This window comes from Pseudomonas sp. P7758 (assembly GCF_013386485.1).
Classification (GTDB): domain Bacteria; phylum Pseudomonadota; class Gammaproteobacteria; order Pseudomonadales; family Pseudomonadaceae; genus Aquipseudomonas.
The window spans coordinates 17,342-36,994 of sequence record NZ_JACARS010000025.1 but is presented as its reverse complement, the minus strand read 5'-3'; the positions used below and the strand labels follow the sequence as shown (position 1 = coordinate 36,994).

18 protein-coding genes are annotated in these 19,653 nt (G+C 62.2%); 5 read left to right on the top strand and 13 right to left on the bottom strand.

The window, feature by feature from the left end:
• The 6 genes from HX873_RS06910 to cpaB are packed head-to-tail and all read right to left on the bottom strand — an operon-like array spanning position 1 to position 6,417.
• Positions 1-885: a type II secretion system F family protein gene (locus tag HX873_RS06910; protein WP_177122506.1), complete on the bottom strand. Its 885-nt coding sequence runs from the start codon at positions 883-885 to the stop codon at positions 1-3.
• A 1-nt stretch (position 886) separates the two neighbouring features.
• Positions 887-1,771 (bottom strand): type II secretion system F family protein, encoded by an 885-nt coding sequence (locus HX873_RS06905; RefSeq protein ID WP_003212908.1) that lies wholly within the window; start codon positions 1,769-1,771, stop codon positions 887-889.
• Between the two features lie 11 nt (positions 1,772-1,782).
• The gene (locus tag HX873_RS06900) at positions 1,783-3,054 is read right to left on the bottom strand and encodes a CpaF family protein (protein WP_008438997.1); all 1,272 of its coding nucleotides are present in this window, start codon (positions 3,052-3,054) and stop codon (positions 1,783-1,785) included.
• Positions 3,051-4,241, bottom strand: a complete 1,191-nt coding sequence (locus tag HX873_RS06895; RefSeq protein WP_008438996.1) for a pilus assembly protein CpaE — start codon at positions 4,239-4,241, stop codon at positions 3,051-3,053. The genes HX873_RS06900 and HX873_RS06895 overlap by 4 nt, the downstream gene beginning before the upstream one ends.
• Positions 4,238-5,461: a type II and III secretion system protein family protein gene (locus tag HX873_RS06890; RefSeq protein ID WP_177122505.1), complete on the bottom strand. Its 1,224-nt coding sequence runs from the start codon at positions 5,459-5,461 to the stop codon at positions 4,238-4,240. The genes HX873_RS06895 and HX873_RS06890 overlap by 4 nt, the downstream gene beginning before the upstream one ends.
• A gap of 20 nt (positions 5,462-5,481) precedes the next feature.
• On the bottom strand, positions 5,482-6,417 hold the full coding sequence (gene cpaB / locus HX873_RS06885) for a Flp pilus assembly protein CpaB (protein ID WP_087693096.1): 936 nt from the start codon (positions 6,415-6,417) through the stop codon (positions 5,482-5,484).
• 315 nt (positions 6,418-6,732) lie between these two features.
• Between cpaB and HX873_RS06880 the strand changes: the two genes are divergently transcribed.
• Both HX873_RS06880 and HX873_RS06875 read left to right on the top strand, forming a co-directional pair.
• Positions 6,733-6,924, top strand: coding sequence for a Flp family type IVb pilin (locus tag HX873_RS06880; protein WP_177122504.1), 192 nt, complete (start codon positions 6,733-6,735; stop codon positions 6,922-6,924).
• Between the two features lie 64 nt (positions 6,925-6,988).
• On the top strand, positions 6,989-7,396 hold the full coding sequence (locus tag HX873_RS06875; RefSeq protein ID WP_003212897.1) for a response regulator: 408 nt from the start codon (positions 6,989-6,991) through the stop codon (positions 7,394-7,396).
• Positions 7,397-7,511: 115 nt separating this feature from the next.
• Here HX873_RS06875 and HX873_RS06870 read toward each other — a convergent pair whose 3' ends face one another.
• The 4 genes from HX873_RS06870 to HX873_RS06850 all read right to left on the bottom strand — a co-directional run bounded on the left by HX873_RS06870 (position 7,512) and on the right by HX873_RS06850 (position 13,581).
• A complete protein-coding gene (locus HX873_RS06870) occupies positions 7,512-9,197 on the bottom strand; it encodes a ShlB/FhaC/HecB family hemolysin secretion/activation protein (protein WP_177122503.1) in 1,686 nt (561 codons plus the stop codon).
• Between the two features lie 175 nt (positions 9,198-9,372).
• The gene (locus HX873_RS06865) at positions 9,373-11,085 is read right to left on the bottom strand and encodes a collagen-like triple helix repeat-containing protein (protein ID WP_256343940.1); all 1,713 of its coding nucleotides are present in this window, start codon (positions 11,083-11,085) and stop codon (positions 9,373-9,375) included.
• A gap of 292 nt (positions 11,086-11,377) precedes the next feature.
• The gene (locus tag HX873_RS06855; RefSeq protein WP_177122501.1) at positions 11,378-12,226 is read right to left on the bottom strand and encodes a MaoC family dehydratase; all 849 of its coding nucleotides are present in this window, start codon (positions 12,224-12,226) and stop codon (positions 11,378-11,380) included.
• 2 nt (positions 12,227-12,228) lie between these two features.
• The gene (locus HX873_RS06850) at positions 12,229-13,581 is read right to left on the bottom strand and encodes a 3-oxoacyl-ACP reductase (protein WP_177122500.1); all 1,353 of its coding nucleotides are present in this window, start codon (positions 13,579-13,581) and stop codon (positions 12,229-12,231) included.
• A gap of 114 nt (positions 13,582-13,695) precedes the next feature.
• On the opposite strand from HX873_RS06850, the gene HX873_RS06845 reads away from it, so the two are divergent.
• Together HX873_RS06845 and HX873_RS06840 are read left to right on the top strand one after the other, a co-directional pair.
• Complete coding sequence (locus tag HX873_RS06845; protein ID WP_087693751.1) at positions 13,696-14,973, top strand: acetyl-CoA C-acetyltransferase; 1,278 nt, start codon at positions 13,696-13,698, stop codon at positions 14,971-14,973.
• Positions 14,974-15,124: 151 nt separating this feature from the next.
• Entirely contained in the window at positions 15,125-16,024 is a 900-nt protein-coding gene (locus tag HX873_RS06840) for a PA4780 family RIO1-like protein kinase (protein ID WP_008438985.1), read from the top strand.
• A 145-nt stretch (positions 16,025-16,169) separates the two neighbouring features.
• Here the strand turns inward: HX873_RS06840 and cueR are convergent, their stop codons facing one another.
• The 3 genes from cueR to HX873_RS06825 all read right to left on the bottom strand — a co-directional run bounded on the left by cueR (position 16,170) and on the right by HX873_RS06825 (position 19,226).
• Positions 16,170-16,571: a Cu(I)-responsive transcriptional regulator gene (gene cueR, locus HX873_RS06835; protein ID WP_008430758.1), complete on the bottom strand. Its 402-nt coding sequence runs from the start codon at positions 16,569-16,571 to the stop codon at positions 16,170-16,172.
• Entirely contained in the window at positions 16,568-18,769 is a 2,202-nt protein-coding gene (locus HX873_RS06830) for a cation-translocating P-type ATPase (RefSeq protein WP_102368020.1), read from the bottom strand. The genes cueR and HX873_RS06830 overlap by 4 nt, the downstream gene beginning before the upstream one ends.
• Positions 18,770-18,845: 76 nt before the next feature.
• Positions 18,846-19,226 carry a hypothetical protein gene (locus tag HX873_RS06825; protein ID WP_087693477.1) on the bottom strand — a complete coding sequence of 127 codons (381 nt, stop codon included), beginning with the start codon at positions 19,224-19,226 and terminating at the stop codon, positions 18,846-18,848.
• A 147-nt stretch (positions 19,227-19,373) separates the two neighbouring features.
• Here HX873_RS06825 and HX873_RS06820 point away from each other — a divergent pair, with 147 nt between their 5' ends.
• Positions 19,374-19,574 (top strand): heavy-metal-associated domain-containing protein, encoded by a 201-nt coding sequence (locus tag HX873_RS06820; RefSeq protein WP_003211150.1) that lies wholly within the window; start codon positions 19,374-19,376, stop codon positions 19,572-19,574.
• Positions 19,575-19,653: the final 79 nt, after the last annotated feature.

The following is a 19,653-nucleotide window of genomic DNA, read 5'->3' as shown; positions in this document are numbered from 1 at the left end:
TCAAGGCACGAAGGCTTTGGCGATGGCGATAAAGCCAGGGCCGGCCAATACGATCAGTAATGCGGGAAACAGGAACAGCATCATCACCACGGACATTTTGGCGGACATCTTGGAAATGTATTCCTGCAGGCGGGTCAGGCGCCGGTCATCCAGCAACTGCTTGAGCGATTGCAGCGACTTCATCGCCCCGCCGCCCTGATGCAGAAGCTGCTGGAGGATCAGGCACGTGTCGCTGAGTTCATCGACGTCCAGCATCTGGCTGGCCTTGTTCAATTCCTCCCCCAACTCCAGCCCGGAATCGACGCGTGCCAGCACCAGGCGCAGTTCGGCGGTCAGTACCGGCAGCAACTTTTGCGCGTCGTAGGCCATGACCCGCAGCGCCTGCTCCACGGCCATGCCTGACTCAAACAGAATGCGCACCAGGGGGATGAAGGTCGCTACTTCCCGGGAGATTTTCCCCTGGCGCCTTTTGGCGAGTGCCACCAGTATTCGCTTGGGCAGCAGGTAGCCGATGATCAGGCCCAGCAGGGAGATCACAAACTCATGCTCGGTGCCGGGAAAGAACAGCTGCAGTGTCATCGCGGTCAGCCCCAGCAAAACTATCGGTGAACCGATCTGGCAAGCGGCGAACATCGAGCGTTGGCTGGTTTTTCTCCAGCCCATGCGGTTGAGCAGGATTTGGGTTTCGTTATCGAGGCTGATGGTGCGCTGGCCGATCCGGGTGCTGCCCAACTGGTGCAACCACTCACTCATTTTGTCATTGCGGCTTGGCTCGCCCTGCAGCCGCTGGGCGACCACGCGTTGTTGACGACGACTGCTCAGGATATTCGCCAGCAGCAGTGATAACGCGGCAAGAAACAATACGGCACTGATCAGTATCGCCATCTCAGATACTCCGCAACATGCGCCACAGCGCCACGCATCCGATGACTTGCAAGGCGAACGCACCGAGCATCAGGCGTTGGCCGCTGTGGTCATCCCACATGGCCATCAGGTACGTCGGATTAACGAGCAGGAAGTAGCCCGCGACACTCACCGGCAGTACCGCCAGCACCAGCGCGGTCACCCGGGTTTCACCGGTCATGGCGCGTAATTGCCGTGCGCCCTGGTCGCGCTCGCGGATCATCTTGATCAGGTTTTCCAGCAGCTCACTGGCGTTGCCGCCGTAGCGGTGGTTGACCTTGAGGCCCAGGGCAAACAGGCGCAATTCATCCTGTTCATAAAACTCGGCATAGTCATGAGCGGCCTCCGGCAGGCTGACACCCAATTGCACATTGCGCTTGATACGGCCCATGGACTTTTTCAACGGGTCGTCACTGGCATCGATTCCGCTCAGGATGGCGTCCGCCAGGGTGCGCCCGGATTTCAGGCTGCGTACGGCGTGATCGAGCAATTGCGGGAGTTGTTCGATCATCCGGCGCAGCCGCCGCTGGTAGCGTACGGCGATGTACAGGCGCAGTGCCAAGGGCGGTGCCGCCACCATCACAAACAAGCCTATCCACTGGCCCACGAGCCCCCCCAGCAGGGCGCCAAAGGCCCACAGGGTCAGCCACAGGCCGAGGCGCTCAGTTGGCCGGCCGAGGCCTGCACGGATAAACGTGCGTTCCAGGCTGGTGGTCACCGCGTTGTCTTTCATGGCCTGGGGTTGCCCTTCGGCCAGGCGTTCCAATACCCGGTCGGTCTGGGCCTTGCGCAAACCGTTGCGCATCAGGCCTATCCCCAGCACCAGAAGGGCTACGGCGAGTAGGGCGAGCAGAATCGGACCGATCATCGGGTTGCCTCCTACACCGGCAGGTGACCTTCGTGACGCAACTTGTCACCGGCCGGGTTGACCGCTTCGCGCAGGAAGCCAAAGCCGGTGCGCTTGTCGTGGCGAAACAGGGTGTTGGTGACGTACACGTCTTCGCGGATGCCCACCACTTCCACCACTTCGCTGACACAGCGGCGGCCATCGGGCAGGCGCGTCAGCTGGATCACCACATCCAGCGCCGCGCAGATCATTTGCCGCAGGGTTTTTTCCGCGACGACCCGGCCGGTCAGGCCCACCAGGGTTTCCAGGCGCAGCAAGGCGTCCTGGGCGTTGTTGGCGTGCACGGTACTCATCGAGCCGTCGTGGCCGGTGTTCATGGCGGTCAACACATCGATGACCTCCACGCCCCGGATCTCGCCGAGGATGATCCGGTCGGGGCGCATCCGCAGGGCGTTGCGGATCAAGTCACTGGCCTTCACTTCCCCATGCCCCTCGGCATTGGGCGGGCGGGTTTCCAGGCGCACAACGTGGGGATGGCCCAGTTGCAACTCGGCCACGTCTTCGATGGTGACCAGGCGCTCGCGGGGGTTGATCAACTGGCTGAGAATGTTCAGCAGTGTGGTTTTACCGGTGCCGGTACCGCCGCTGATCAGGATGTTGCAGCGCTTGCCGACGGCTTCCTTGAAAAAATCGAAAATGGCCTGGTCGATGGTTTGCATGGCCACCAGGTCGCTGCTTTTAAGCATGTCCTTGCGAAACTTTCGAATCGACAGGCACGGCCCGTCCAGGGCAATCGGCGGAATGATCGCATTGACCCGGCTGCCATCGGGCAGGCGCGCATCGACCATCGGCGACGACTCATCCAGCCGGCGTCCCAGGGGTGCGAGGATGCGCTGCATGACCCGCTCGACATGGTGGTCGTCAATGAAGCGCAAGTCACTTTGTTGCAGCAGGCCATCGCGTTCGACGAATACCCGGTGCGGGCCGTTGACCAGGATCTCGGTGACGGTCGGGTCGCGCAGCAGCACTTCCAGCGGGCCGAAACCGGTCAGCTCATCGACGATCTCTTCAGCCAGGCGCTCCATCTCATAGCGGGAAATCGCCAGGTGCATACGTGTGATGTATTCGGCCACCTTGTCGATCACAAACTGCGCCAGGGACTGGCGTGTGCCTTCCAGCAGGTTTTTTCCCGAATCCTCGATGGCATCGATGATGTAGCGATGCAGCACCAGCTTCAGGCCGTCGTGATCAGTGTTGCCGACGTTGCCGCGCGGGGCGACGCCAAACAGCTTCTCGCCGTTCATTTGGTCCTCAGAAGGCGGTTGAGCCAATTGGTGGAGGGTTTTTCCAGGCCCTCGGAGCGTTTTGCCAGGCGCTCACCCAAGCCGCGCAACGTCTGTGTCAGGGCTTCCCGTGGGGCCAGGGAGAACAGGGTCTGGGCCTGGTTCTTGGCACTCAGGCGCACTTCCGGGCTCCAGGGCAGGACGGCGATTACCTCCAGCCCGAAGCTATTGCCCAGCGCCTCCGAGTCCGGGGCGGCCCCCTTTAGGTAGCGGTCTACCAGCAGGCGGGCATGGTCGAGTTTCATGCCTTTTTCCCGCCACAGGTTGAGTACGGCCAGGTTGCGGCGGCAGTCCGGCACGCTTTGGTCGGTGCACCACAGCAGTTTGTCGCAATGGCTGACAAAGGTGCGCAAGGCTTCGCTGTCGGGTTGGCCGGTCAGGTTCACCACGATGTGCTGGAAGTGCTGGCGCAGGGCGCTGAGCAACATGTACAACTCGGCCGCGCTGGTCCGTTCCAGGGGCTCGTCGTTGTTGTGGTAGGCGAGGATGCGCAGACCGGCTTCGGCGGTGGTGAAGGCGCTGTTGATCAGGGTTGAGTCCAGGCGCCGCAAGTGACGCAGGGCGTCGCCGAAATGAAAAGAACTCTCCAGCCCCAGCAGTGCGAGGCTGTCAGCGAGTGGCAGGCCCAGGTCGAGCAACAGCGTTTGCTGCCCGCTTTTTTGTACCACCAGGGCCAGGTGGCTGGCGATCAGCGCGCCGTCGGCATTGCCTTGGGTGCCGTAGAGCACGGTCAGCCCGCCTAGATGGGTATTCGGGGTGACCGCCGGCAAGCGTTTGCTCAGGCGCCGAACCAGGCCGGCAACCTCACTGGAGCGCGAGCCGTAGGCCACGAAATCCCGTGCGCCGGCGCGCATCGCGTTCAGTACAAGCTGGTTGTCCATGCCATCGCCCAAGGCCACGATGGCAAGCATCGGCTTGGCTTCCAGGGCACCTTCGATCAGGGCGCACTGGGTGGTGACGTGTTCCCGGTCCAAGCCAATGAACACCAGGTTGGCGAACGTCACGTCTACCAGTGCCAACAGTTCGTCGAGGCTGCCGGCACCGGCGCTGACCACTTGCCCCAGGGGCGCGAGTGCGCCCTGAAGCCATTCCAGATCCGTGGTGTTGCGGGTAATTGCCAAAAAGGTCTGGCTCAGGCTCTCACTCATTCGGACAGTCCACTGCGGCGGTCGAAATTGCCGTTTTCGAGGAAATACAGGCGGTACCAGTTAGGGTCGTAATTGCGCAGCTTTTCCCCTGGCAACGAAGGCAGTTGGGCGTTGGCCGCCAAGGGCTGCACGAGGTGCGGGGTGACGATCATCAGCAGCTCTTTTTCCTGGCGATTGATGCTGGAGTCGCGAAAGAATGCACCGAGGATCGGGATGTCACCCAGGCCCGGGAATTTGCTGACGCTGGAGGTGTTGTTGGTGCTGATCAGGCCGCTGATCACGAAGCTTTCGCCGTCGGCCAGGGAGATGCTGGTGTCGGTGCGCCGGATGGTCAGCGCCGGCACGGAGATACCCTGGATGTTGACCGCGTTGGTGTAGTCCAGCTCACTGACCTCTGGCGCGACCTTCAGGGAAATCCGCCCATGGTCGATGACGGTCGGGGTCAGGGTCAGGCGAATACCGAACTCTTTGTATTCGATGGAGATGGTGTTGCTGCCGCTGCTGGGCACCGGGATCGGTACTTCACCACCGGCGAGGAAGGTCGCACTTTGGCCACTGAGCGCCACCAGGCTCGGCCGGGCCAGGGTGTAGGCAAAGCCGCTGCTTTCCAGGGCGTTGATCATGGCCGAGACACGGCCGCCGCCAAAGCCGATGTTGAAGGTGTCGTTGTTCACCGGGAGCCCACGGAATCCTGTGGCCGCGGCGTTGGCAACATTGTTCGGGGCGCCAAACAGAAAGTTGCCGCCCCGGCCAAAGATCGAGGTACTGGCCTCCTTGAGTTTGGTGCGGCTCACTTCCACAAAGCGGATGTCGGTTTGCACCTGGCTGGGCAGCGTCGGGTCATCGGACGGCGCCAGGGCCAGGCTGGTCAGGGCTGACGTGGCCTTGCCCTTGACGAACACCATGCTTTGGCGCGGGCTGCTGGAGCAGGCCGTCCAGACCATCAGGCTGGTGGTGCCCGAGGCGATGCCGGTGAGCAGGAACGCCTGGTTGCCGTTGACCTGCACATCGGCCACTTTCGGATCGCCAATGGCCAGCCGCGTAATCGGCACCGGCGACTGGATAGCCTGTTGAGCGCCTTCACCCACCTCCAGCACTGCCGGCAGCTGGCCCAGGCCCGTGCAGTTGCCGGGTGCTGCCAGTGCAACGCCGACAGGCAGGCTCAGGGTGAGAAGTGCCCAGAAAATTCGCGAAAAAGACCACACGAAACGACTGCTCATTCAAGGCATCCTTAGCTCTTTCAGGGCGTTTGTTGGGTAACCTGATTGCCACGTATTACTTCGACGCCTGAACGCCTTGGCGCACCATTGCCGGCGGGACTCAGGCCGTTGACGGGCGCTGTGCTGAAGGCCAGCTGGTTGAACTGGTAGAGCTCGCGCCGGGTGTTTTCCAGGTGGGTCGCGGACTCCGTTTCACCGGCCCAGTATTGGCTCAGCAGTTGTTCGTCTGCACTGCGTACAGCCAGGCGCAGTACGCCGGACTGGGCTGCGAGCATCAGCCGGCTCAGGAGCTCCTCCGGTACGGCGAGGAGTACCGTGCGCGCGCTGGCGCGACTCTGCTGCGCCTTGAGTTTTTCGTCGGGGGTGGTCGGTGGCACGGAGCCGGGCGTGCCGTCGTTGGTCAGCCCCAGTTGGTCGCCGACGCCCAGCAGGCGCAAGGCGGGCACCACGATTTGTGCGGACTGCTGCGGGTTGCTGGCTTCCTGGCGCAGGAAGAGCAGGACGTCCACATAGTCCCCCGGGGAGAGTTGCCCGCTGGCGCCGATCACTTCATCCACGGCGACGGCAAGCGCGCGTTCGTTAGGGCGGATCATTCGCGCCACGGTGCCGCCGGAGTTGAAGCTCTCCTCGGTCAGCCAGGTCCCGGCCGACAGCGGCCGCCACGGGATCTTGCCCACGGCCTGGTCGAGGCTGGTGAGGCTGCCGGCGGGAACCGTGCGCAGTTTTTCCAGGGTCAGGTCGGCGGCGGTGAGCGCAACAAAAGGTGCGACGTCATGGGCCAGCACCACCACGGGTTGGCGTGTCTGGTCTTCGGCTACGGGTTGCACGACTTCAGGTGTTTGGGGCACGGGCGGTGCGACAGGGGCAGGGCGGCTGAGTACCAGGCCCCAGTAGCCTGCAATCAGTGCACCTACCAACAGCAGCCCGGCGAGGATCAAGCTAATCCGACTGTTCATGAAGGCTCTCCCTTTCCTGCTGCATCCACTGCTGTTTCCACTAATGCTTGCGTATCCGGATCGCTTCAAGCTTCTAACTATTTCGCTATTTGAAGGTAGTTCAGCTAAGACAAAACGCCATTACCGGGCGAAAAATATCTCCAGAAACCTCTGCGAAAGTGGGATTTTTGGCGTCAGCCGGCCGACTAATACTTTGTGATTAATCAGTTCTTACAGTTGTTGGTCTGGGGTTTGTTGACAATGCTCTAGTGGCACACCGAAATCATTTTTGTGATGCCGCGATACCAGCGCCGTGGGCGCAAAGGAGAAGTCATTATGTTCCTTGATCTTATTCGCATGGGTTTCATCAAAGTCCAGATTTTTTTCTATTCCAAAGAGGGCGCATCGGGTATCGAATACGCACTGGTTGCGGCGATGGTCGCTGTGGCGCTGGCTGCTTTTATTACACCTATCCGGACCGCCATAACCGGCGTCTTCAACACGATACAGGCCGGCATTCATACCTGACTCCGGTACTCGCCTAAACGTGCAGGTTCCGCTGAATGATCTATTGCGTATCAGGCATTTCCACATGAACTCCTCTTCGGCTCCCCGGCAACAAATCCTTTTGGTGGATGACGAAGAGGACGCCCTTATTGAACTGGCCGAGTCGCTGGAGAATGAAGGCTTTGTCTGTTTTACCGCGACCTCGGTCACCTTTGCCTTGCAGGAGCTGACCCTGCACCCCGATATCGCACTGGTGATTACCGACCTGCGCATGCCCGAGGAAAGTGGTATTTCCTTGATCAAGCGTCTGCGCGAACACACCGCTCGCCAGCACTTGCCGGTGATCGTCATGTCCGGCCACGCCGAGATGGATGATGTCAGTGACATGCTGCGCCTGCAGGTGCTGGACCTGTTCCGCAAGCCGATCTACCTGGTGCGCTTGATCGATACCCTCAACAACCTCTTCCCCATCCCCAAAATCAGATTGATGTAGGAGCGAGCTTGTGTGGGAGCGGGCTTGCTCGCGAAAAACGTCAACGATAACGCGGGCAGTCTGGTTCCCCGCGTTGTCTGGACGTTCTTCGCGAGCAAGCTCGCTCCCACAGGGTTCAGAGTTGGTAGCTGAAACTCAGCGTATACCGTGGCCGCCGATTGAAGCTGTCCAGGGCGATATCCGACATTGGCTTGGCCGCTTCCAGCGCGATGTTGTAGTACTTGTTATCCCCGAAGCGCAGGCCCACCGCTGCCGATGACATGTTGTTGCCCTTGGCCGGCAGTTCGTTGAACCAGGTCTTGGCCTTGTCGAGCACCACGTACGGCTGCAGGATTTTTACCCACTCGCCACTGCGGTTGAAGCTGTAGTTGACCTCATACGCCACGCCCCAGCCCTTGTCGCCCGAGCCCTGGTCATCCGGGTAGCCACGCCCGAAATTCTGCCCGCCGAACGTCGCGCGTTCGCTGTCGGGCAGGGTGTCGTTGCTCCAGTAGAAGGCACCCGATGCCACGCCTTGCCAGTTGTCGAAGAACTTGTCGCTCTGTACGCCCGAGACGCGCAGGCGGAAGAAGTCGATGTCGGGTTTTATACCCTCGAAGTCACTCCGGGTGCTGGCGCCCAGGCCGTCGATGCCCTGGTACAGGCCGGCGCTGAGAATGCGCAGTTGGCGCGTGTCGGATTTGCGCCAGTCACCTTCGAATGCCAGGGCGCGCAGGTTGGTTTCCAGGTCGAAACGTTGCGGGAAACCCACCAGTTGATAACGGGTGGTCTGGTCCACGGCATAGAGTCGCGTGCCCAGGGTCAATGACTCGGTAGGGGAGGCAATCAGCGGATGGCTGAGGCCGACGGAGTAGCGGTCAACCTCCTGGTGTGGCTTGAGTTCAAAACCGCCGTCCAGCTGCACGTTGCTGCGCGGGTCGGCGCGGTAGCGCTCGGCGTTGACCACCAGTTGAGTGCCCTCGGCATTCACGAACTGGCTGTAGCCCAGGCGGTAGTAGTGCTCCTTGTCCTCGCCGGGCGGGAACAGGCCGCTGACGCTCAGTTGTTCGCCCAGGGATGTCTGGGAATTGCTGGTGCCGGTGATCAGGGCTTGCAGGCCGCCACGGCTGTCGTCCGTCATGCTCATGCTGCTGGTGAAGGGTTTGCGCGAGGCCTGGATCTGCATGCGCGTGCCGCCATCGGTGGTGCCCGGCGGCGGTACTTGCGCCTGCAGCGTTACACCTGGAATGCGGCCCATCAAGGTGGTGTAGCGTTCGAAGGTCTTGCGGGTCAGCGGGCGCTCGGCCAGCAGCTTGGCCGCCAGTTTGTCGACGTAGGTCGAGACCGAGCCAATGTCGCCCTGCACGTTGTAATCCTTGATGTAGCCCTCCACCAGCACCACGCGCACCAGGCCGTTTTCGAAGCGCTGGTCGGGCAGGTACGCGTAGGACAACAGATAGCCGTCCTGCTGGTAGCGGCGGGTGATGCCGCGGGTGGCTTCGATCAGTTGTGCCAGGTTGGTTTCATGGCCAATCAGCGGTTCGAAAACCTTGGCCACATCCTGGAGCGGGTAGATCGTCCCACCGTCGATTTGCAGCTTGCGGATGGTCACTTTGGTGTCCATCAACAATGGCTGGCCCTGGGTTGCCGCCGGCTCGGGCAGTTGGGTCTGTGGGGTGACCGGGCGATAGGCATCGGCGGGGAGGTTGGGTACCGGCAGGTTACGAATGGTGTCGTTGCTGTTGAGGTAGCTGGGCAGGGTCTCGGCATGGACGCTGGCAGCAATGAGGGTGAGCAGAAACAAAGGCGTCAAGGCGCGCATAGGACACTCCATGGTCAAAACTGCTGCAGCGTTTTCGCTAGGCCCGCCGGGTTCTGGGACACGGTTCGCAAAGCCATTCATTGGCCAATAAAAAAGACGAGAGACTCGTTGGAATCTCTCGTCTCAACCAAGCGTAGGCGCTGTAGGGGAGGCCGTCTAATGGCCAGGTGCAATTCTATTTTTTGCCGGTCAGCCCACCGAGCAGACCTCCCAGGCCGCCGCCTGTGTTTGCATTTGCATTGGCAGTGCCCGTAGCGGTGGCACCGGCACCCACGTTCAAGCCACCGAGCAGACCGCCACCGTTACTGCTGGTGCCGCCGGTTACCAGGCCACCCACCGAGCCGACGGTATTGCCGACGGCATTCAGGGTACCGCCCACAGCGTTAGTCACCGGATTGGCATTCGCCGCCGTCAGGTTGGTGCCCAGGCTGCTGACTGCGCCGCCGACCTGGGTAACCAGACCATTCACCGGTGCGCCGATCCCGGTGCTGGTGCCGATGTTTTGCGTCAGGTTGGCAACACCCGAGGTCACTGGGTTGAGTGCGGTGCCGACATTGGTCGCCAGGCCTGCAACAGGAGCCGTGGCTGCAGTGTTGGCCACGCCATTGCCACCGATCAGGGTGCCGAGCGACGCGACGGTGTTACCCACTTGGCCACCGGTTACACCGGCTGCACTGACAGTGCCGTTGGTGTTGCCGGCATTCAGGCCGTTGCCGACGTTGGCGACAAGACCGCCGACGAGTTCAGGCAGGCCCGATTGAGGGGTCGTGGTGGCCGGGTTGACGTAACCGCTCGACTTATCAAGGGTGGTGCCAACGCCAGTCAACACGCCACCGACGAGTGTCCCGACAGGGTTGCCTGCGCCGCCGGCGCTGGCCACCTGGCCGCCAAGGCCGGTGACAGTGGAGCCGACTTTATCCAGTACGCCGCCGACCGGGTTGCCCAGGCCTGTTTTATTGCCCAGGTTGCCGGTGGTGTTTTCCACCAGGGAGACCACCGGTACCAATACGCTTTTACCCACCGTATTGGTCACGCTGCCCAATGGCCCGGTGGTGCTGGCAGTGCTCAAGGTATCGCCGAGCATGGTGACGGCCTGGCCGACCTGATCAACCACGCCACCTGCCGCACCGCCCACGCCACCGGTCAAGCCGCCGACTACGGGAATGCCGCCGAGTGTGGTGCCCAGGGATTTGCCGGTGTTGGAAACGCCGGTGCCCAGGTCGGCAACGCCATCGGCCACACCGGCAACGGTTGTGCCCACGGAGTTGCTATTGGTACCCAGCGTGCCCAGGCCGTTGCTCAAGCCGCCGCCGATACTGTTGACGGCGGTGCCTGTCGCGGTGACCAGCCCGCCGGCAGTGGTGCCGACAATGGGAACCGTGGTCAGGGTTGTGCCCAGGTTACCTACCGTGGTGCCGACATTACCGACGACACCGCCCACAGCGCCTACTACCTGGCCGGTGACCAGGGGAGTGGTCGAGCCGGTGCCGCCGCCAGTACCACCGCCAGTGCCGCCACCGGTACCTCCACCAGTGCCGCCGCCGGTACCTCCACCAGTGCCGCCGCCGGTACCTCCACCAGTACCGCCGCCGGTGCCTCCACCGGTACCTCCACCAGTGCCACCGCCGGTGCCACCACCGGTACCTCCACCAGTGCCGCCGCCGGTGCCACCACCGGTACCTCCATCAGTGCCGCCGCCAGTGCCACCACCGGTACCGCCGCCGGTGCCTCCACCTGTTCCACCGCCAGTACCGCCGCCAGCATCCGGAGAGGAGGCTGCGACGCTACTGTGATGACCACCACCACCGCTGCTGCAGCCTCCGAGGCTTACTGCCAGAATCAGGGCCAGCGCGGTACTTGCTTTCCACAACACGACTTGAGTTTTCATGATTGAGTTCCTTGCACCTGGTACAGCCTTTGTTGTTTTCGAAGTTCGCTGTTTCTAGGGGCAGCGATACATTCGTCCGTTATGGCTATAACAGTCCCGGGTGCGCGCTCTCGCAACGCTCAACTTGGTATTAACGATTTATATACACGAAGAGTTAGTTTGCTTAATGACTAATACCAAGGGTGTAGAAGGCGGCGGTGTTTAAGTTGTAAGTGTATTAAAATCAATGAGTTGATAAGAGTAGCGAGCTATCGATAGCTCGCTATAACTTAGGGTGTATATATACAATTGATCAGGCGATGGGCCGCCAGCGGCCGACCATGTGTTCAATGCCCCCGGCGCCTTTAAGTTGCAGCTCACCGCTAGAGCCGGGGGCGCTCGTGAATAACGTTACCTCACTGGGCAAACGCACCGGCTTCTTAAACTCGACGTCTATCTCGAGATTGGCGGCTGGCAAATGCTCACTCAGTGCGGCCAGTGTGCGGGCCTTATTCCACAGCCCATGGGCGATGGCCTGGGGAAAGCCGAATAACCTCGCAGTGAGGGCGCTCAAGTGAATCGGGTTGTAGTCGCCGGACACCCGGGCGTAGCGGCGGCCACTATCGGCGGGGGCTTTCCAGCGGGTCAGTTCGGCGACAGCGGCAGGGGGTTGCAGCGGGTTGTCCGTTGCTGCGCCATCGAGTTTCACACCGCGACAGAGCATCCGGCTTTGCGCTTCCCACAGTAGCCCCAGTGAATCTTCGACCGTGGTCACAATATCGAATGTCGCGCCCTTGGCATGGGGCTGCAAATTCTGCGCGTAAACGCCGACCGTCAAGTCACTCACACCGCCCAATGGGCGCAGGATGCGGATCCGGTTGCTCAGGTGGATCAATCCCAGCAGCGGGAAAGGAAATGCCTTGTCGGTGAGCAATTGCATCTGCAGGCCGAATGCCAGGATATGCGGATAGGTGGCCGGCAAGACCGGGCTGTCGGCAAACCCGCAGACCTTGCGATAGGCCGTGACTTCCCTGGGGTTCACACTGACCCGGCAGCGCAACCCTTGCTCGGGCAGCGTGGTGCCGGTGATCTTGCGCTTGAGTGCCGCGCGCCAATACAGCGGCGGCAGGAACGGGGTGCTGCCTAATGTGTGCCACTCCATGCTTACGCTCCCAATAGACTTTGCCCGCACACCCGAAGTGCCTGCCCGCTGACCGCGCCCGAGCCCGGCTGGCCGAGCCAGGCCACCGCCTCGGCGACGTCCTGGGGCAAGCCGCCCTGGCCCAGCGAACTCATGCGGCGCCCGGCCTCACGCAGGGCGAAGGGAATGTGTGCGGTCATCTGGGTTTCGATAAAACCGGGGGCCACGGCATTGATGCTGATCCCGCGCTCACCGAGCAACGGCGCCCAGGCCTGGGCCAGGCCAATCAGCCCAGCCTTGCTCGCGGCGTAGTTGGTTTGCCCGCGGTTGCCGGCGATGCCGCTGATGGATGCCAGCAGCACCACGCGACCGTTGTCGTGCAGGGTGCCGCTGTCCAGCAGCGCCTTGGTCAGCACTTGCGGCGCGTTGAGATTGACCGCCAAGACTGCGTCCCAATATTCCGGCGTCATGTTGGCCAGGGTTTTATCGCGGGTGATGCCGGCGTTGTGCACCACGATGTCGATGCCGTCCGGCAGGTGTTCGATCAGTTGGGTGGCGGCGTCTTCGGCGCAGATATCCAGGGCGATGCTGCGGGCGCCCAGGCGCGCGGCCAGGGCATCGAGGTCGGCCTTGGCTTGTGGCACGTCTAGCAGGATCACCTCGGCACCGTCGCGGGCCAGGGTTTCGGCGATCGAGGCACCGATGCCGCGGGCGGCGCCGGTCACCAGGGCCTTGTGCCCGGCGAGCGGACGCGTCCAGTCCGCGACCTGGGTCCCGCAAGGGTTCAGGCGAATGACCTGGCCGGAAATATAGGCACTTTTCGGCGAGAGGAAGAACCGCAACGCACCCTCCAATTGATCCTCGGCCCCGTCGCCCACGTACAGCAATTGCAGGACGCCGCCGCTGCGCAGCTCTTTGGCCAGCGACCGGCTGAAGCCTTCAAGGGCCCGTTGGGCACTGGCGGCAAACGGGTCGCCGAGGCTTTCCGGGGCACGGCCAAGGATCACCAGGTGTGCGCTGTGATCGAGATTTTTCATCAGCGGCTGAAAGAATTCCCGCAGCTGTTTGAGTTGATCGGTGTGCTGCAGTTGGCTGGCGTCAAATACCACGGCCTTGAGCTTGGGCCCGTGGCCGGGAATCCAGGTGGTTGCCGTCGACGGTTCGGTGCCGTAGCTATAGATAGCGTCGGTCAGCTTGTTGGCGAATGGCAGGATTTTTGTCGCCAGCGGGCCGCCGCCGATCAGCAGTGCACCCTCCACCGGGCGCAGGCGTCCGGCCTGCCAGCGTTCCAGGCGTACCGGTGACGGCAGGCCAATGGCGGCGACCAGGCGATGGCCGAGGCTGGAGTTGGCGAAGTCGATATAACGGTCAGACATGGAACGCTCTCCGAGTGCTGGGGTTCAAACGGTGGACCATCAATAGGTGAAAGTCGTTCGATTGAGCCTAGGCTAGGCTCAGAGATTCACCCCATAACCTGAAGGGAGCTTTCCATGACTCAATTGCGCCGTGTAGCGATCATTGGCGGTAACCGCATCCCCTTCGCCCGCTCCAACGGCCCTTACGCCACGGCGAGCAACCAGGCGATGTTGACCGCTGCCCTCGAAGGCCTGATCGAACGCTACAACCTGCACGGCCTGCGTATTGGCGAGGTGGCCGCCGGGGCGGTGCTCAAGCATTCCCGCGACTTCAACCTGACCCGCGAGTGCGTGCTGGGCTCGCGCCTGTCGCCGCAAACCCCGGCCTACGATATTCAGCAGGCCTGTGGCACGGGGCTGGAAGCCGCGTTGCTGGTGGCGAACAAGATTGCGCTGGGGCAGATCGAAAGCGGGATTGCCGGCGGCGTCGACACCACGTCCGACGCGCCTATCGGGGTGAATGAGGGCCTGCGCAAAATCCTGCTGCAAGCCAATCGCAGCAAATCCATGGCGGATAAACTTAAAGTCTTGTTACAACTTCGTCCCCATCACCTCAAGCCGGAGCTGCCGCGCAACGGCGAACCGCGCACCGGGTTGTCCATGGGCCAGCATTGCGAGTTGATGGCGCAGACCTGGCAGATACCCCGCGCCGAGCAGGATCAGTTGGCGCTGGAAAGCCACCAGAAAATGGCCGCGTCCTACGCCGAAGGCTGGCAAAACGATTTGCTCACGCCCTTTCTTGGCCTGACCCGCGACAACAACCTGCGCCCCGACCTGACCCTGGAAAAACTCGCCAGCCTCAAGCCCGCCTTCGAGCGCAGTGAAAAGGGCACCCTCACCGCCGGTAACTCGACGCCGCTGACCGATGGCGCCTCGTTGGTGCTGCTGGGCAGTGAAGCCTGGGCCAAGGAGCGCGGCTTGCCGATTCTCGCCTACCTGCGCGATGGCGAAGCGGCGGCGGTGGATTTCGTCAACGGCGCCGAAGGCCTGCTGATGGCGCCGGTGTACGCCGTGCCGCGCCTGCTGGCGAGGAACGGCCTGACGTTGCAGGACTTCGATTACTACGAGATTCACGAAGCCTTTGCTGCCCAAGTGTTGTGCACGCTGAAAGCCTGGGAAGATCCGGAATACTGCAAGACCCGCCTGGGGCTGGATGCACCGCTGGGCTCTATCGACCGCAGCCGCTTGAACGTCAAGGGCAGCTCATTGGCCGCCGGCCATCCGTTTGCTGCCACGGGCGGGCGTATCGTCGCCAACCTGGCCAAGCTGCTGGACGCAGCCGGCAAGGGCCGGGGCCTGATCTCGATCTGCGCCGCCGGGGGCCAGGGCGTCACCGCGATTATTGAGCGCTGATCTCGGCTATGATCGGGCCGCCGGTCAATTTGGCATATTGGATGCATTCTTAAGCGGTCAAAGGTCGGTACCCTCTCCCCGCGGCGAGAGGATTGCCGTATAACGAGTGCCATACGCGTGTTTGGTAATAAAGGACCCACAATAAAAGCTGATGAAGACTCCTAAACGCATTGAACCCCTGATCGAGGACGGTCTGGTCGACGAGGTGCTGCGCCCACTCATGAGTGGTAAAGAAGCAGCTGTTTACGTGGTGCGCTGCGGCAACGAGTTACGTTGCGCCAAGGTCTACAAGGAGGCGAATAAACGAAGTTTTCGTCAGGCGTCCGAATACCAGGAAGGCCGCAAGGTCCGCAACAGCCGTCAGGCCCGGGCCATGGCCAAGGGCTCCAAGTTCGGCAAGAAAGAAACCGAAGATGCCTGGCAGAACGCTGAGGTAGCGGCGCTGTTTCGCCTGGCCGGTGCGGGCGTTCGCGTGCCCAAGCCGTACGACTTCCTCGAAGGCGTGCTGCTGATGGAGCTGGTGGCCGATGAATACGGCGACGCGGCGCCACGGTTGAACGACGTGACGCTGGAGCCGGACCAGGCCCGTGAATACCACGCCTTCCTGATTACCCAGATCGTGCTGATGTTGTGTACCGGCCTGGTGCACGGTGACCTTTCCGAGTTCAACGTGCTGCTGACGCCGACGGGCCCGGTGATCATCGACCTGCCTCAGGCGGTGGATGCAGCGGGCAACAACCACGCGTTCAGCATGCTGGAACGGGATGTGGGCAACATGGCTTCCTACTTCGGGCGCTTTGCCCCGGAATTGAAGAAGACCAAGTACGCCAAGGAGATGTGGGCGCTGTATGAAGCCGGCACTCTGCACCCGGCCAGTGTGTTGACCGGCGAGTTCGACGAACCGGAAGAGCTGGCTGACGTGGGCGGTGTTATCCGCGAGATCGAAGCGGCGCGGCTCGATGAAGAGCGTCGCCAGGCGATTCGCGCGGCAGACGATGCGCCACCGAGCAAAGCGTCGGAAGAGCCGCCACCGCCGCCCTGGATGCAGTGATCCAACGGCGAGTGGATATCCAAATGTGGGAGCGGGCTTGCTCGCGAAAGCGCTGGTTCAGTCAACTGATGTATTGACTGACACTCCGCATTCGCGAGCAAGCCCGCTCCCACATTAGGTTCCGTGCATGCCTGGTTAAACTTGCTCAGGTGCAACAACTGCCCGACGCCAACTCCTTGAGAATCGGGCAATCCGGCCGATGATCGCCCTGGCAGTGTTCCACCAGGTCCTGCAACGTATCGCGCAATTGCCCCAGCTCGAGGATCTTCTGGTTCAGCTCATCGATATGCTGGCGGGCCAGCGCCTTGACGTCGGCACTCGCGCGTCCCCGGTCCTGCCACAGCGTCAGCAACTTGCCGACCTCTTCCAGGGAAAACCCCAGGTCCCGCGAGCGCTTGATAAACGCCAGGGTGTGCAAGTCATCGGCGCCATAAATGCGGTAGCCGCTGTCGGTGCGATGGGCGGCTTTCAACAAGCCGATGGATTCGTAGTAACGAATCATCTTCGCGCTCAGACCGCTTTGGCGTGCTGCTTGGCCGATGTTCATGGACGCTCGTCCTCCAGGTCCTTGGGTTTCCAGGTTTTCAACAGCAGTGCGTTGCTCACCACGCTGACACTGGACAGGGCCATGGCCGCGCCAGCCATCACCGGGTTGAGCAGGCCGAACGCCGCCAGCGGAATGCCGATCAAGTTATACACAAAGGCCCAGAACAGATTCTGTCGAATTTTCGCATAGGTCTTGCGGCTGATTTCCAGGGCTGCCGGCACCAGCCGTGGGTCGCCGCGCATCAGGGTAATACCTGCCGCGTGCATCGCCACGTCGGTACCGCCGCCCATGGCGATGCCGATGTCGGCCGCGGCCAGGGCCGGTGCGTCGTTGATGCCGTCGCCGACCATTGCCACCACGCCGGTCTTTTTCAGCTCGGCGACGGTAGCCGCCTTGTCCGCAGGCAACACCTCGGCGTGCACGTCATCGATGCCCAGGGCTTCGGCCACCACGCGGGCGCTGCCACGGTTATCGCCGGTCAGCAGGTGGCTGCTGATATGCCGAGCCTTGAGTGCTTGTATCGCTTGCAGGGCGCCCGGTTTAAGCGTGTCACCGAAGGCAAACAAACCCAGCACGCGGGGCTGCGGGCCTTGCTCGATCAGCCAGGACAAGGTGCGGCCTTCGGCCTCCCACGCACTGGCCGAGTCGGCGAGATCACCGGTGCTCAAGCCGGTTTCTTCCAGCAGGCGACGGTTGCCCAGCGCCAGTTGCCGGCCATCTAGGGTGCCTGCAATGCCACGCCCGGTAAGGGACTGGCTGGCGCTGACATCCGCGACGTTCAAACCTTGTTCGGCACAGGCATCCAGCACCGCCTTGGCCAATGGGTGTTCACTGCCGCGCTGCAGCGCGCCGGCCTGTTGCAGCAGCGCCCCTTGATTGCCGTCAATGGCGGCCAGGTGCGCAATTTTTGGTGCGCCGGAGGTCAGGGTGCCGGTCTTGTCGAACACCACGGCGCTGACTTCATGGGCGCGCTCCAGGGCTTCGGCGTCCTTGATCAGGATGCCGTGGCGGGCGGCAACGCCGGTACCGGCCATGATGGCGGTAGGTGTGGCCAGGCCAAGGGCGCAAGGGCAGGCGATCACCAATACGGTCACCGCATTGATCAGCGCGACCTCCAGCGGTGCGCCATACAGCCACCAGCCGACCAGCGTGGCCAAGGCCAGCACCAGCACCACCGGCACGAACACCTGGCTGACTTTATCCACCAGTTTCTGGATCGGTGCCTTGGCGGCCTGGGCGTCCTCCACCAGGCGGATGATCCGCGCCAGCACGCTTTCCGCGCCGAGGGCTAGGGTACGCACCAGCAGCCGGCCTTCGCCGTTGATGGCGCCGCCGGTGACTGCGTCGCCAGGCTGCTTCGGCACCGGCAGGCTTTCACCGCTGATCAAGGCTTCGTCGGCGTGACTTTGGCCTTCGACCACTTCGCCGTCCACCGGGAAGCGTTCGCCGGGTTTGACCAGCACCAGGTCATTCAGCTTGAGGGCGGTGATGGCGACGTCCTGCTCGCGGCCGTCGATCACCTGAATCGCCCGTTCCGGACGCAAGGCTTCCAGAGCGCGGATGGCACTGGCGGTCTGGCGCTTGGCGCGGCTTTCCAAATATTTGCCCAGCAGCACCAGGGCGATCACCACCGCCGAGGCTTCGAAATACAGGTGGGGCATTGTGCCGGCGGACGCCGTGAGCCATTCATAGATACTCAGGCCGTAACCGGCGCTGGTGCCAATGGCGACCAGCAGGTCCATATTGCCCGCTCCGGCGCGCACGGCTTTCCAGGCCGCGATATAGAAGCGCGCACCGAAGATGAATTGCACCGGGGTGGCCAGGGCAAATTGTACCCAGGCCGGGAGCATCCAGTGCAGCCCGAACGGTTGCACCAGCATCGGCAGCACCAACGGCGCGGCGAGCAGAATTGCCAGCAGCAGCGACCAGCGTTCATGGCTCAGGCGTTGTTCCTGGCTGGCCTGGGTGGCGGTTTCGCTTTGGGGCAGGGTGGCGGTGTAGCCGGCCTTGTCGACGGCGGCGATCAGGACGCCGGGGTCCATCTGGCCGAGCACTTCAATGTGGGCGCGTTCGTTGGCCAGGTTGACGCTGACACTTTGCACCCCGGGCACTTTGCCCAGTGCCCGTTCAACCCGCCCGGCGCAGCTGGCGCAGGTCATGCCGCTGATCGGCAGGTCGAAGGTGGTGGATCCGTTCATGGGCAGTACTCCAGGAGAGATTGCCCCTAGGATCAACCTTGACCTGTGGGGAAGGTCAAGGCGTTAGATCAATGTTTCAGTATTCCAGTGCGGCCGGCTTCAGGTACATGCCGTCCGGACCTTGCGCGATACGCAGCTTGCGCACGTCACCCGCCTTCAACGTGATGTTTTGCGCCGGTGGTGCGAGCATGCCCGGCAAGCAGCCCTGGGACTGGCCCGGCAACAATTTCAGGCGCAACGACACGTTTCCGGCCGGCAAGTTGAACGAGGTGGCTTGCTCCTGGAACAGCCGCCCGGCCAACTGGTCCTGGATGTACAAGCCAATCTCGCAGTTGGTCGGCACTTCCAGGCGCTCCCGGGAAATGATCAGCACCGCATAATCTTCATCTGCGCTGGCCGGTGGCACAGCAGCAAAAAAGCCCATCAGGCTGACAAGGCCAAAAAATGACCAGCGCATGGCGAATTCTCCGAGGTTCACATCGTGGATAAGTGCAGCTTGGCCGAGGGCGCGAATGAATGCCAGCCCGGCCGATGTTTTCAGAACTTGACCTTGCCATCGTGGCAAGGTCAACACTGCGGGCAACCTCATTAAAGGAGTCATGTCATGCAAGTATTCAGCGTTGAAGGAATGACCTGCGGCCACTGTGTCCGCTCGGTAACCCAGGCGGTGCAGGATAAGGACCCGGCGGCCAGCGTGCGCGTCGACCTCGCGACAAAGGAAGTCGGCGTGGAAAGCAGCCTGCTGTCGCCGGCGGAGGTGATCAACCTGATCAGTGAAGAAGGCTACAGCGCCAAGCTCGCCTGACTTTTTGAATAGTTAGCGAGCTAACTTAATGTTCAAGGCACCCGAGCCCGGCTAGACTGTTGGGCTGCCGACTCACCTG

Excerpts from the sequence above, each read along its gene's own strand:
- HX873_RS06910 (WP_177122506.1), bottom strand. The coding sequence starts at position 885 with ATGGCGATACTGATCAGTGCCGTATTGTTTCTTGCCGCGTTATCACTG.
- HX873_RS06905 (WP_003212908.1), bottom strand. The coding sequence starts at position 1,771 with ATGATCGGTCCGATTCTGCTCGCCCTACTCGCCGTAGCCCTTCTGGTG.
- HX873_RS06900 (WP_008438997.1), bottom strand. The coding sequence starts at position 3,054 with ATGAACGGCGAGAAGCTGTTTGGCGTCGCCCCGCGCGGCAACGTCGGC.
- HX873_RS06895 (WP_008438996.1), bottom strand. The coding sequence starts at position 4,241 with ATGAGTGAGAGCCTGAGCCAGACCTTTTTGGCAATTACCCGCAACACC.
- HX873_RS06890 (WP_177122505.1), bottom strand. The coding sequence starts at position 5,461 with ATGAGCAGTCGTTTCGTGTGGTCTTTTTCGCGAATTTTCTGGGCACTT.
- cpaB (WP_087693096.1), bottom strand. The coding sequence starts at position 6,417 with ATGAACAGTCGGATTAGCTTGATCCTCGCCGGGCTGCTGTTGGTAGGT.
- HX873_RS06880 (WP_177122504.1), top strand. The coding sequence starts at position 6,733 with ATGTTCCTTGATCTTATTCGCATGGGTTTCATCAAAGTCCAGATTTTT.
- HX873_RS06875 (WP_003212897.1), top strand. The coding sequence starts at position 6,989 with ATGAACTCCTCTTCGGCTCCCCGGCAACAAATCCTTTTGGTGGATGAC.
- HX873_RS06870 (WP_177122503.1), bottom strand. The coding sequence starts at position 9,197 with ATGCGCGCCTTGACGCCTTTGTTTCTGCTCACCCTCATTGCTGCCAGC.
- HX873_RS06865 (WP_256343940.1), bottom strand. The coding sequence starts at position 11,085 with ATGAAAACTCAAGTCGTGTTGTGGAAAGCAAGTACCGCGCTGGCCCTG.
- HX873_RS06855 (WP_177122501.1), bottom strand. The coding sequence starts at position 12,226 with ATGGAGTGGCACACATTAGGCAGCACCCCGTTCCTGCCGCCGCTGTAT.
- HX873_RS06850 (WP_177122500.1), bottom strand. The coding sequence starts at position 13,581 with ATGTCTGACCGTTATATCGACTTCGCCAACTCCAGCCTCGGCCATCGC.
- HX873_RS06845 (WP_087693751.1), top strand. The coding sequence starts at position 13,696 with ATGACTCAATTGCGCCGTGTAGCGATCATTGGCGGTAACCGCATCCCC.
- HX873_RS06840 (WP_008438985.1), top strand. The coding sequence starts at position 15,125 with ATGAAGACTCCTAAACGCATTGAACCCCTGATCGAGGACGGTCTGGTC.
- cueR (WP_008430758.1), bottom strand. The coding sequence starts at position 16,571 with ATGAACATCGGCCAAGCAGCACGCCAAAGCGGTCTGAGCGCGAAGATG.
- HX873_RS06830 (WP_102368020.1), bottom strand. The coding sequence starts at position 18,769 with ATGAACGGATCCACCACCTTCGACCTGCCGATCAGCGGCATGACCTGC.
- HX873_RS06825 (WP_087693477.1), bottom strand. The coding sequence starts at position 19,226 with ATGCGCTGGTCATTTTTTGGCCTTGTCAGCCTGATGGGCTTTTTTGCT.
- HX873_RS06820 (WP_003211150.1), top strand. The coding sequence starts at position 19,374 with ATGCAAGTATTCAGCGTTGAAGGAATGACCTGCGGCCACTGTGTCCGC.